The following is a 12,643-nucleotide window of genomic DNA, read 5'->3' as shown; positions in this document are numbered from 1 at the left end:
CCAGTCCCTGTGTCCGCGTCACGATCTGTCCAGCTCACTGTATCTAGGTCAGTGTGTCTACATCACGACGTCGCCTGCGCGGTGCGGTTCGCTACGGCTCCCACCTCCGCCATCGCTCAACGTTGTGCAAACGCTGACATCACACACTGAGAGTAAAGATAGTTCGCCTTTGATGAAGCGGCGACCTGGCCTCTGCTACCCTGTGGCGTCACTGCTGCCATGCCTGTTCCGACTGCCTGTCTTCTGGTGGAGTCGTCGTGACAGGTCTGGTTCACGCCCCACCCTTCAGGAATTGCCGTCATGTTGGATCCTTCGGACGACCCCCAGCACGTGCTATCGGTCAGCGATCTCAACCTGCGCGCGCGGCAGGCACTGGAAGCGGATCTTGGCGAACAGTGGATCGAAGGCGAGCTGTCTGGGGTCTCCAGGCCGGCCTCGGGCCATCTTTACTTCACCCTCAAGGACGAGCGCGCCCAGGTCAAAGCCGTGCTGTTCCGCACTCGGGCGCGATTCGTCTCGACGCCCATGCGCGACGGTGACCTGGTTCGAGTACGCGCCAGGGTGTCGTTGTTCGAGCCAAGAGGGGACTATCAGCTGATCGTGGAGGCAGTCCAGGCCGCGGGCGCTGGAGCGCTTCTGGCGGCACTCGAAGCGCTCAAGACCCGCCTGGCCAACGAGGGCGTCTTCACCAACGCACGCCCCCTCGCCTACCCTCCCCGTCATCTGCTGGTGCTGTCGTCGGCCACGGGAGCCGCCCTGCGCGACGTGCTGGCGGTGCTGAGCAAACGCTGGCCGCTGACCACGGTGACGTTGATTGCCGTGCCGGTGCAAGGCGCCGAGGCGGCACCGGCGATCATTGCCGCCCTTGGCCTGCTCAATCGCCAGCCAGCGCTCGATCCCGCACAAGATGTGGTACTGATCACCCGTGGTGGCGGCAGCCTGGAGGACCTGTGGGCCTTCAATGACGAACATCTGGCCAGAGCCATTCATCATTCCCGTCTGCCGGTGATGTCAGCGGTAGGTCATGAAACCGACCAGAGCCTGTCCGATCTGGCGGCGGATGCCAGCGCGCCGACGCCCTCAGCCGCGGCCGAACGGCTGGTGCCATCGAAACAGGAGCTGGTCAGCCAGCTCGGGCAACTCGAAGGGAGACTCAAGGGCGCCCAGTTACGCCACTTGCAGCGGGAAGGACAGCGACTGGATCACCTGCGGGCGCGGCTACGCCATCCCGGGGAGGCCATCGTGCGCCAGCGCCAGACACTCGACCAGCTGCGCTCACGCATGGCGCGGGCCATGGCCGGGAGGATGAACGGCGAGCAGCAACGATACCTCGACCTGACCCGGCGACTGGCGCTACGCTCTCCACAACGGGCTCTGGCGGAGCATCACAAACAGCTGACCGATCTGAAGCGACGGCTTGTGGCTGCCCAGCACCAGCAGCTGACGCGACAGCGCCAGCGACTGAGCGCCACTGTGCGCGAGCTGCAGGCTGTCAGCCCATTGGCCGTGCTGGCTCGTGGTTACAGCATCCTGACCAATCCACGGGGTGAGGCGCTGACCCAGGCGAGCCAGACGCACCCAGGGGAGCACCTGCAGGCTCGCCTGCAGGAGGGGGTCCTGCATCTCGAGGTGATCGATACCGCCCCGGCCAGCGAGCGCTCCCCCACCGTCATCGATCCTGGCAGCTCCTGACAACGGGGACTGACAACGGCTTCTGGCGACGGAGCCCGACTGACTGCGGAAGCCGTCGCCGGCTGGCGCTCCTACGCCAGGCTAGCGCGCCTGATCGGCCGTTCCCGGCTTGAACGAGGCGGGTTCCAGCTCGTGACGGGACAGCAGCTTGTAGAAGTCGGTACGGTTGCGGCCTGCGATACGCGCCGCCTGTGTCACATTGCCTTCGGTGATCTTCAGCACCTTGACCAGATAGCTACGCTCAAAGCCTGCCCTCGCGTCGTTGAAGGTCGGCATTGCATTGTCTTCCGCCGCCAACGCCTGGGCCACCAAGGCTTCGGGAATCATTGGCGCACTGGACAGCGCCACGCACTGTTCGACCACGTTGACCAGCTGACGCACGTTGCCAGGCCAGGCGCAGGTTGCCAGCAGATTGAGCGCTTCCGGCGAGAAGCCCTTGACGAACGGCTTGTGGCGCGACGCCGCCTGGGCAACCAGGTGCTTCACCAGCAGCGGCACATCCTCGGCGCGATCCTTGAGCGCCGGCAGCTTCAGGTTGACCACGTTCAGTCGATAGTAGAGGTCTTCACGAAACTCGCCTTCGTGCATGGCCTGGTCGAGATCCCGGTGGGTCGCTGACAGCACCCGCACATCCACCGGTACCGACGTGGTGGAACCCACTGGCCGTACCTGACGCTCCTGCAGCACGCGCAGCAGCTTGACCTGTATCGCCAGGGGCATGTCCCCGATTTCGTCCAGGAACAGGGTACCGCCATCTGCCGCCTGGAACAGACCACCATGTTCGCTGATGGCGCCCGTAAAGGCGCCCTTGGCGTGGCCGAACAGCTCGCTTTCCAGCAGTTGTTCCGGCAAGGCACCGCAGTTGATCGCAATGAAAGGCTTGTCGGCCCGCGCGCTGGCCTTGTGAATCGCGTTGGCCAACAGCTCCTTGCCGGAGCCAGAAGGTCCGGTGACCAATACGCTGACGTCGGAGCCTGCCACCATCCTGGCCTGCTCGAGGATCCGCTCCATCTCGGGACTACGGGTAATGATGGCCTCGCGCCAACTGTCATCACCTTCGACACCGCTGGCGGTGTTCGACAATGCATCGTCAATGGCACCGAACAACTCTTCACGGTCCACCGGCTTGGTCAGGAAACTGAACACACCCTGGCGAGTGGCGCTGACCGCATCCGGAATCGACCCATGGGCGGTGAGGATGATCACCGGAAGACCCGGCATGCGCCGCTGAATTTCCTGAAACAGCGCCATGCCGTCCATTTCATCCATGCGCAAATCCGACAACACCAGATCCGGGCGCCCTTCCTCCAGTCGCTTGAGCGCCTCACGACCGCTCTCGGCAGTGGTAACGCGATAGCCGCGGCTTTCCAGGCGCATGCCAAGAAGTTTCAGCAGGCTGACATCATCGTCAACCAGCAGTACATGGGCACTCGTCTTGGCACTCAGGGTTGCTGCGACTTGCTTCATATCGCCGTCTCCACAGGTTTCATTCCGTCTGTTGGCGCAGATTGATGTTCTGTTCGATTTTGGTCAGCGCGTCCAGCTTGTCGGCCAGCGCCTGATTCTCCTCACGCAGTCGCGATAGCTCGCCATGGCGACGTCCGGCCCGCTGGCTGAGGGCACGGCGACCCTCCAGCTCGTTAAGCCAGTAGCGCATCAGCGGCTGCAATTCGCTGGGGGCCATGCTGAGGTCGGCCTTGTACAATTCGGAGGCCTGGTTCCACTGCGCCTCGCTGCCCCAGGCAAGCACCACGGCACGGCCAAGGCGTTGTTCCGGCGCGTGTCCCTCCAGCAGGGCCAGCATGGTATTGCGCCACTCGCGGTCTCCCCGCTGGGAGGCAAGCCCAAAGGCGACCCAGTCCGTCAGCATGCACTCTGACTCAGCGAAGGTGGGAATATCGGCATGGCATGCGCTCAGGTCGAGCGTTTCGACCTTGGGTGCGGTCACGCCACCAGGCTCGATAGGCAGGTACTCACAGCCGCTGAGTAGCGCCACCAGGGCGACAACAGCAGCGGGGCCGGCGGCGCGATATCGCGAGCGCCGGGGTGTCAGGGTCACACCCCTAGAGGTCATAGCGTCAGGTTCCTTGCGTGCTGGCCCGTCAATGCGGGCCTTGTATCGTTATAGGGGTCGCTACCGCGACCCTGTGGCGGCGCCACGGGCAGACTCAGGCGAAAGCACACCGGCCAGTCTGGATCGTCGACCAGTTCGAGCCGGCCATTTTGCAGCCGTGCGCAGTCTGCCGCCACCGACAGGCCAATCCCGGAGCCTTTGAGGGCGCCCTTGCGGCGAGCCCGGCCTTGATAGAAGGCCTCGAACAGATGCTCGCGATCCTGCTCTGCGATCGGATCGCCGGTATTGGCCACCTCAAGTTCCAGGCGGTCCTGGCGGGTCCGAGCACGAATAAGCAGCTTGCCGCCGTCTTCTCCATATGCCACCGCATTGGATACCAGGTTATCCAGCAGTCTGGCGGTGGCCTGGTGATCGGCGTTCCACTGCAGCGGACCGGAAAACACCTCGACCTGCATGTCCTTCGATTGCAGGCTGAGCCTGTGCTTGGCCAGCACCTCTCGCGCCACGGTCGCCATGTCGATGCGCTCGATGGAGGCACTGCGGTGATGCTGCAGCAAATTATAGTCCAGCAGCTGCTCGATCAGCCGTTGAAGCTCGGCGCCACTGGCGTCGATCAACTCCAGCACTTCTCGCTGACGTGGGCTGAGCTCACCTGCCACCCCATCAGACAGCAGGGCAGAGCCCTCTCGCACACTGGCCAGCGGCGTCTTCAACTCGTGGGACATATGCCGCAGGAACTGCTGCTTCTGGGCTTCGAGCTCTTCAAGGCGGTGGGTCAGCCAGTCCAGACGCTCACCCAGGGCGACCAGCTCCGCGGGACCCTGAACGCGACCAGCGAGACGATCCTGATGACCACTGCCAATGCCGAGAATACGCCGCTCCAACTGACGCACCGGGCGAATGATCAGCCGCGTGAACAGCAGCATCAACAGCAGGCTGGATGACACCAGCGCCCCCGTCTGCCACCACAGCCGCTGCTGCACCTGCTCGGCCCTTTCGCGTATGGCATCCAGGCGCTGATCGATGCGCAGGTTGGTGGCCTGGCGCATGCCTTCGACGTGTCGGGAAAAGGGGACAAAGGTGTCCAGCGAACCGATGAAGGCGTCCTGCTCCTTCTCGGGCAGGGTCGCCAGCTGATTCAACAGCCGTTCCAGTGCCAGGATGTCGGGATCCTCAGGCAGCAGCAGGCGCTGGCGCGCCAGCAACTGGCGGAATTCCGCCACCCTCTCGGCGTAGATGTCGAGCAGACTCTCTTCCTGAACCACGGCGTACTGGCGCGCCCCACGCTCCATCTCCACCGCCAGGGAGCCCAGGGTGCGGGCACGCCGTGTCTCCGACACCGCTTGACGAGCGCTGACTTCGGCAAGGCGCGACAATTCGGACAGCGCCTGACCTGCCTGGTACATCAGTACACCAAGCGGCAGCATCACCACCACAAAGGCCAGCAATACCAGTTGCAACAACGAACGGGGGCGCCAACGGCGCGTAGCGGCAGTGGTCATGACCAGAGTTCTGTGAAGGAAGGTGAATGAAGCGTCCATCAATCCATCCAGAAGGATACCAGAGTTAGGCCACTCGCCCCGCGTCAACCTCTCATTCGGCATCGCTTGCGAAAAAAAAGGGGCCGGCTGAGCCGGCCCGAATACGCAGGGAACTGAAGGGTCGAAAAACAGATCAATCGATGGCCTGGTCCGCCCATTGAACGGTTTTCCGTTGGCCCGAAGGCCCGAAGCCAGAACACCGCCGTCGTCACCAGGGACCTTACGGTGTTCAGCGGATGGTCTCCCATCCCGCCTCGTTCTGGCCCCGTCGCCGCAGCGCCGGAGCAACATACTCCCCCGAAGGGGTCGGCATCCTTGCCAGAGCATCCTTGCTCTTCACGATACCTGTCCATGCCAACAAGGCCGGTACCGTCTCATCGCAACCTTGTGTTTCACATAGCGTGTCGCACATCACGCGGAGCAGACGCAGAGATCGACATAGACGCACAGGGCAGTGATTCTGTGCCAACCTCGGAGAATTAGACGGCTATCCGGCTAGTCCTCCCCGCTCGTTAAATACATAGCGAAAGCTGTGCCAAAAAAACATAAAAGCCATTAATATCAACAAGATAAAAAATAAGAAACGTCACCAAACTGTGCTGTAAGCTCAATCAGCGTCGATCGACATGTCGCCCACGACCAAAAACGTCTCTGTTTGCCGACGCAATTTCAGGATTTTTTCAGAAAACCTGGAAAAACAAAAAGATGCGGCGTCTCCTATTGGAGACGCCGCGTCTTTTCTGAGACTCCCTACCAACAACAGGGCTTGTCGCTAGGGCGGATAAACCGGGCTGACCAACAGCGCTTGTCGGTGCCGACGGTCAATCTCCCCGCGAATGCACGCACGGCGATCATCGTGACCGGTCAGCTACTCACCCGGAGCTTGCCTAGGCTATAACCCCTTGCAGAGAACCTTAGACTGCCGCGCATGATTGTAGGCATCGCGCCTGAGCGGTGGGAGCTCGTCCAGCGCCGATGGCACGAAACCATGCTCCAGAAACCAGTGGGCCGTATGCGTCGTCAGTGCGAACAGACGCTGAATCCCCTGCCGCCGAGCCAGACGCTCAATCTCCGCCAGCAGGCGCTCCCCCCTGGCCCCACTGCGATAGTCAGGATGCACCGCCACGCAGGCCAGCTCGGCGACGCTTGCGTCAGTGAAACGGTGCAGTGCGGCGCAACCGATCACCATGCCATCCCGCTCGATGACCAGGTAGTCATCAATTTCATGCTCCAGTCGCTCGCGGGAACGTGGCACCAGCATACCGCGCTTCTCGAGGGGCTCCAGCAGCTCGAGCAACCCACCGATATCATCGATCTCGGCCGCTCGGAGCTGCTCATAGCGATGCTCGGTGATCATGGTGCCGACACCATCACGGGTGAACAGCTCGGCCAGCAATGCATCCGCATCACGCCAGGACAGCAGGTGGGTGCGCGCCACCCCATGGGTGGCCGCCTCGCAGGCGGCCTCCAGATGTCGCGAGCGCTCTTCCGCCGGATCAGCCTCGGCCAACAGCGGGCGCGCCTGGGCAGGGGTGAGCTGGCGTAACAGCTGCCCGCCCTCATCGCACAGGCCGTCGGACTGCCCCAGCAGGATCAGCTTGTCGGCCTTGAGCGCCACAGCGACCTGCTGGGCGACTTCTGCCGCATCCAGGTCAAACACTTCGCCGGTGCTGGAGAAGCCAAGCGGTGGCAACAACACCAGCGACTGCTGGTCGAGCAAGGCCCGCACCGCACCAGAGCGCACCCGGCGCACCTCGCCGGAGCGTTGAAAGTCGACACCGTCACGCACGCCCAGCGGCTTGGCCATGACCAGATTGCCGGACACGGTCGTCAGCTCGATGCCATGCAGCGGCGTATTGGGTAGCCCCAGCGACAGCCGTGCTTCCAGCCACAGACGCTGCTCGGCGGCGACACGCTCCACCCGAGCCATGATGGTGTCGTCGGCCACCCAACGTGCCTGGTGGCGCACCGGAACGATGCCCTCACTGTCGAGCACGGCGTGCACCTGGTGACGAATGCCAAAGACCACCACCAGCTTGACCCCCAGGGTATGCAGCAGTGCCAGATCCTGAATCAGGGACTCGCCTCGGCCGGCCGCCATCGCCTCCCCTTCGACCAGCACCACAAAGGTTCGGCCTCGGTGGGCATTGATGTAGGGGGATGAGTGGCGAAACCAGTCAACGAAGGAGAAAGAGGTAGTCAAGGACCGAACCTGCTGCAGCGGACGAGGGGAATGATGGAGTCATCACTATATCAGAGCCTGCTGGCGCTCCACACCTGCGCGCCCAGGGTCGCAAACGACGACGGCGCCCGCAGGCGCCGTCGATATCCAGGGCAGACACTGAGATCAGTTGAAGATGCCCTTGAACATGAAGAAGAACATGATGGCAAGACCCGCACCCGCCGGCAGCGTGATCAGCCAAGACATCACGATGGTGCCGATGACGCGCAGGTTGAGCGCGGCCAGACCGCGTGCCAGTCCCACACCAAGCACCGCACCTACCAGCGTATGGGTGGTCGAGATCGGCAGACCGGTGCCCGATGCCAGCACCACCGTGGTGGCGGCGGCCAGGGTCGCGGCGAAGCCACGGCTCGGCGTCAGTTCGGTGATGCCGGTCCCCACGGTGGCGATGACCTTGTGGCCATAGGTCACCAGGCCGACGACGATACCCCCGCCGCCGAGCACCAGCACCCACCAGGGCACAGCCGACGCCCCTTGAATGCTGCCGTGCTCATGCACCACGCTGATGACCGCCGCCAGCGGGCCCACGGCGTTGGCCACGTCGTTGGAGCCATGGGCAAACGCCATGGCACAGGCGGTAAAGATCATCAGTACGCCGAAGACTCGCTCGACCCCTTCAAAGCCGAAGGCATCGGTCTTGCGCTGGCTGCGATCGATGCTGCGCTCACGCCAGACACCCAGACCCGCCAGCGCCACACCAAAGGCCAAGGCAATCAGCAGGCTCTCGAAGGGCGCCAGGTGCAGACCCACATGCTTGAGGCCCTTGGTCAAGGTCACCATGGCGACGATGAAGCCGACCAGGAACACGTACATGGGCACGTAGCGCTTGGCCGCGACGAACGGATCGTCGGCCTCGAAGACCAGGCGCTGGACCGATTTGAACAGCATGAAGCCAATGGAACCCGCCAGCAGCGGGGACACGATCCAGCTGGCGGCGATCTGGCCGACCTTGCTCCAACCGACGGCCTCGATACCAAGGCCGGCCAGGGCAAAACCGACAATCGCGCCGACGATGGAGTGGGTGGTGGACACCGGCCAGCCCTTCATCGAGGCGATCAACAGCCAGGTCCCTGCCGCCAGCAGCGAAGCCAGCATGCCGTAGACCAGGAGTTGTGGGTCGTTTTCGAGCAGCGCCGGATTGATGATGCCTTTGCGGATCGTTTCCGTGACCTGGCCACCGGCCAGCCAGGCGCCGAGGAATTCGAAGATGACGGCGATAATGATCGCCTGTTTGATGGTGACCGCCCGAGACCCTACCGAGGTCCCCATGGCGTTGGCGACGTCATTGGCGCCGACACCCCAGGCCATGAAGAAACCAAACACGCAGGCCAGTAGGATGAAGATGTCACCGTGCTGGGCAATGATCGACATGGGAGAAGATCCCTTGATTGCTGACTGAGGAAACTCTGAATGACGTCAGGCCGCGTTGGCGCGGCCTGTCGGGGCGACGGTCTTCAATTCGCCGTCATGATCTGGAGGCGACTGCCGACCCGCTCGGCGCGGTCCGACACTTCACCGATCCATTCGATGATCTGATAGAGGAACATCACGTCAACCGGCGGCAGGTCCTTCTCGAGGACAAACAGCTGGCGGCGAATGGCGATCTGCTGCTCGTCGGCACGTTGTTCCAGCGCGTGCAGGTCACGAATCAGCTTCTGCATCAGCTCGGTCACGTTCTTGCCGAAGCCGGACTCGAGCAGGTCCTTGAGCTCTTCCAGGGCCTGGCGTGCCTGGGCGACACAGTCCACCGATGTGGCGATGTACTCGCGCATCGGCGTCGCCAGGGAGTCAGGCACCTGCATCTGACGCCCGAGCATGATGCCGGTGATATCGCGGGTTTTGTTGGCGATCTTGTCCTGCACGCTGACCAGATCGAGCAGGTCAGAGCGAGATACCGGCAAGAACAGGGTATTGGGCAAGTTGAGACGCAGCTCGGTCTTGAGCGAGTCGGCCTCATGCTCGAGTCGAGTGATCACTTCGCGGTGCGCGGCGGCAGCATCCCAGTCACCCTGCAGCGTTGCCTCGAAGAACGGCAACAGCTCAGCAGAGCAGTCGTGGGCCTTTTCGATGTGGGCCAGCAGCGGTTGAAACGGGGAGCGGCCAAACATCGCCGAAAACGGATTTGATGTCACCATAGGGAGTCACAGACACTGGAGAAATGGCGGCGACAGTATAGTGACCCCAAACTGTCACGTCATGGAAAAGTTACCGTCATCACCGCGTAACCTTGACCCGGTCCACATTCCCTTTGGCACGCCAGGACACCACTATGAGCCATGAAATCGAACTGAAGCTCGCCCTCGGACAGCATGGCCCCGACGCGCTGCGCCGCCACCCTCGCCTGGCCGGCGCCGACAGCCAGCGCAAGACGCTGATCAATACCTACTTCGACACCCCTGAAGATGACCTGAAAAAGGCACGCGTCGCCCTCCGGCTCAGAAAGATCGGCGACCAGTGGCTGCAGACCTTGAAAACCAGTGGCCAGGGCAGCTCCGGCTTGTCCACCCGTGGCGAGTGGGAGTGGCAGGTAGACGGCGACCAGCTGGACCTCGACGGTCTGCGTGACTTGCCGCCCTTTCAGGCGCTGGCCGATGACGTCGATATCGATGTGCTGCTGTCGCGCCTGAGGCCTCGCTTCACCACCAACTTCCAGCGCCAGCTGTGGTGGGTAGACAGCGATGGCAGCCAGATCGAAGTCGCCCTCGACGAGGGCTCCATCGAGGTGGGCGAGGCCTGCTGCGTCATTCGTGAGCTGGAGCTCGAACTCAAGCAGGGTGAGGCGTCGCGCCTGCTCGAACTGGCCGAGGGCTTCGCTGAAAGCGTGCCGCTGCGGCCTTCGGACTCGAGCAAGGCTGCACGCGGCACCGCCCTCACCCAAGGCTGGCAACTGCCCCCTGGCAGAGGACCACAGGATCGCCTGCACCAGGTGGTCGTTGCTCTGGATGCCTACGCAGATACCCAGCAGCAGCGCTGGCGCGAGGCCGCCTGCGAGGCGCTTGGACACCTAGCCGAGGACAGCGACAGTGCCGACATCAGCCGCGACGCTCACTGCTTGCGCGACGCGTTGCAGCAGGCACCGCAGGAGCAGGATTGGCTCACCTCGGAGATGGGAGCACTATTGTTGCGGTTGGGTCGCCGGCTACCCCAGAGCGTCGAGATGGAGTAACGTCAGTGACGAGGTGGCGCGCCGTCTACGGCGCGCCACCCCAGGCCTGTGTCCCGATCGATCAGGCCCTGTGTCGAGCAGCCCTTGTATCGAACAGACCCTGGCCGATACAGATCATGATCACGCTTATGTCTCGTACCACTGTCTCTCGGCCCTATCTCTCAGCCCTATCTATCAGCCCTATCTCCCACTACAGCGAAAGGAAAGCGCCCGTGATCAATGGCCATAAGCCGGCTGCCGAAGGCCTCAAGACTCGCGTGTTTCAGATCATCTTCGAGTCCGACACGCGCCTTGCCAAAGGCTTCGATATCGCCCTGATCACGGCCATTCTCCTCAGCGTGCTGGTAGTGGTGCTTGAGAGTGTGGATGGACTGCGCGCCGAGCATGGAGAGCTGTTTCGCTCGCTGGAATGGACCTTCACGATTCTCTTCACTATCGAGCTTGGCCTGCGGCTCTACTGCCTGGAGCGCCCGCTCAACTACTTGAAGAGCTTCTACGGCGCCGTTGACCTGATCGCGATCCTGCCAAGTTGGCTGGCGCTCCTGATTCCCGGCGCACAGTCGCTGATCGTGATTCGTCTGCTCAGAAGCCTGCGTATCTTCCGAGTACTGCGACTGATGGAGTTCGTCGGCGAAGGCAGGTTGCTGATCGATGCCCTGAAACGCAGCGGCCATCAGATCTTTCTGTTTCTGTTCACCGTGTTCATGCTGGTCACGATCTTCGCCTCCCTGATGTACTTGATAGAGCCCAGGGAAGCGGGCTTCACCAGTATCCCCGTCGCCATCTACTGGGCGGTGGTCACGCTGACCACCGTCGGCTATGGCGATATCTCTCCGGTCACACCGCTGGGCCAGGCGATCAGTGTGGTGGTCATGCTGATCGGCTACTCGATCATCGCGGTGCCCACCGGCGTGTTCTCCGCCGAGGTCATCCGTTCGATCCGATCAGACCGCTACTCGGACGAGGCCTGCCCTGGCTGCGGCCATGACCGTCATGAGCAGCGGGCCAAGTACTGCCTAATCTGTGGCACCTGGCTGGACGAGGAAACGCCGGACCCCAACGCCCCAGAGCCAGAACCCGAACCTGAGTCTGAACCTGAACCAGAGGGCGACGCGGGCGATGAACAAACGCCCAGCCCTGCTGACGACAAATAGCCAGCTCGCACTCACCATGCCTCGGTGCAGGCTTCCCCGGGACAACCCCGGCTCGCCTACTCGGTGAACGGCGCCACATCCCCACGACCTTCACGCACGATGACGGGCGGCATCTCGCGCAGGTCGATGACGCTGGTAGGCTCGAGCGTGCAGGCCCCGGCATCGATGATCAGGTCGAGATGCGCACCGAAGCGGTCACGAATCTCTTCCGGATCGGTCATAGGCAGCGTCTCGTCCACGGGAATCAGGGTCACGCTCATCAAGGGTTCGCCCAGCCGCTCCAACAGCGCTCTCGATATCTCGTGGTCCGGCACCCGCACGCCGATCGAGCGGCGCTTGGGATGCAGCAACAGCCGGGGCACTTCCGTGGTGGCGTTGAGGATAAAGGTGTAAGCACCAGGCGTATGAGCCTTGAGCAAGCGGAAGACGGCATTGTCCACCTTGGCATACGTACCGATCTCGGACAGGTCCGAACACACCAGGGTGAAATTGTGCTTGTCATCCAACGAGCGCAGCCACTTGATCTTCTCGATGGCCTTCTTGTCACCCAGATGGCAGCCCAGGGCATAGCCCGAATCCGTCGGATAGGCCACCACGCCCCCCTTGTGGATGATCTCCACCGCGCGATCGATCAAGCGCTTCTGGGGGTTGTCCGGGTGAATCTGAAAATACTGAGTCATGTCGCCTCCCTGGCGATGCAATAGAGCGTATGTAATGACAGCAGCGCATCAGGCATCCCGGGCATCCGCTGTCTTTCAGGCCTTGCTGTGAGCC

10 protein-coding genes are annotated in these 12,643 nt (G+C 62.6%); 3 read left to right on the top strand and 7 right to left on the bottom strand.

The window, feature by feature from the left end; translation table 11 throughout:
• Nucleotides 1-300 precede the first annotated feature (300 nt).
• Entirely contained in the window at nt 301-1,692 is a 1,392-nt protein-coding gene (gene xseA / locus KUV41_RS06195) for an exodeoxyribonuclease VII large subunit (protein WP_222484994.1), read from the top strand.
• An 81-nt stretch (nt 1,693-1,773) separates the two neighbouring features.
• Here the strand turns inward: xseA and glrR are convergent, their stop codons facing one another.
• The 6 genes from glrR to KUV41_RS06165 form a co-directional block, all read right to left on the bottom strand.
• Nucleotides 1,774-3,159 carry a two-component system response regulator GlrR gene (gene glrR / locus KUV41_RS06190; protein WP_206940128.1) on the bottom strand — a complete coding sequence of 462 codons (1,386 nt, stop codon included), beginning with the start codon at nt 3,157-3,159 and terminating at the stop codon, nt 1,774-1,776.
• A 19-nt stretch (nt 3,160-3,178) separates the two neighbouring features.
• Complete coding sequence (locus KUV41_RS06185) at nt 3,179-3,766, bottom strand: hypothetical protein (RefSeq protein WP_224908694.1); 588 nt, start codon at nt 3,764-3,766, stop codon at nt 3,179-3,181.
• Nucleotides 3,763-5,307 carry a sensor histidine kinase gene (locus KUV41_RS06180; RefSeq protein WP_224851862.1) on the bottom strand — a complete coding sequence of 515 codons (1,545 nt, stop codon included), beginning with the start codon at nt 5,305-5,307 and terminating at the stop codon, nt 3,763-3,765. Before KUV41_RS06180 ends, KUV41_RS06185 begins: the two co-directional genes overlap by 4 nt.
• Nucleotides 5,308-6,199: 892 nt before the next feature.
• Entirely contained in the window at nt 6,200-7,510 is a 1,311-nt protein-coding gene (argA, locus tag KUV41_RS06175; protein ID WP_206940132.1) for an amino-acid N-acetyltransferase, read from the bottom strand.
• A gap of 144 nt (nt 7,511-7,654) precedes the next feature.
• Nucleotides 7,655-8,920, bottom strand: coding sequence for an inorganic phosphate transporter (locus KUV41_RS06170; RefSeq protein WP_206940134.1), 1,266 nt, complete (start codon nt 8,918-8,920; stop codon nt 7,655-7,657).
• An 83-nt stretch (nt 8,921-9,003) separates the two neighbouring features.
• Nucleotides 9,004-9,684 carry a TIGR00153 family protein gene (locus KUV41_RS06165; protein ID WP_206940136.1) on the bottom strand — a complete coding sequence of 227 codons (681 nt, stop codon included), beginning with the start codon at nt 9,682-9,684 and terminating at the stop codon, nt 9,004-9,006.
• A 134-nt stretch (nt 9,685-9,818) separates the two neighbouring features.
• Here KUV41_RS06165 and KUV41_RS06160 point away from each other — a divergent pair, with 134 nt between their 5' ends.
• Nucleotides 9,819-10,715, top strand: coding sequence for an inorganic triphosphatase (locus KUV41_RS06160; protein ID WP_222483416.1), 897 nt, complete (start codon nt 9,819-9,821; stop codon nt 10,713-10,715).
• A 215-nt stretch (nt 10,716-10,930) separates the two neighbouring features.
• Entirely contained in the window at nt 10,931-11,869 is a 939-nt protein-coding gene (locus tag KUV41_RS06155; RefSeq protein WP_315900571.1) for an ion transporter, read from the top strand.
• Between the two features lie 56 nt (nt 11,870-11,925).
• On the opposite strand, the gene KUV41_RS06150 is transcribed toward KUV41_RS06155, so the two are convergent.
• A complete protein-coding gene (locus tag KUV41_RS06150; protein ID WP_206940141.1) occupies nt 11,926-12,549 on the bottom strand; it encodes an L-threonylcarbamoyladenylate synthase in 624 nt (207 codons plus the stop codon).
• Nucleotides 12,550-12,643 lie beyond the last annotated feature (94 nt).

It is taken from the genome of Halomonas sp. DP8Y7-1 (assembly GCF_019801685.1).
In the GTDB taxonomy this organism is placed as follows: Bacteria; Pseudomonadota; Gammaproteobacteria; order Pseudomonadales; family Halomonadaceae; genus Halomonas; species Halomonas litopenaei_A.
Note: the sequence above shows the minus strand (reverse complement) of the source record. Positions and strands in the feature narration are given on the sequence as shown.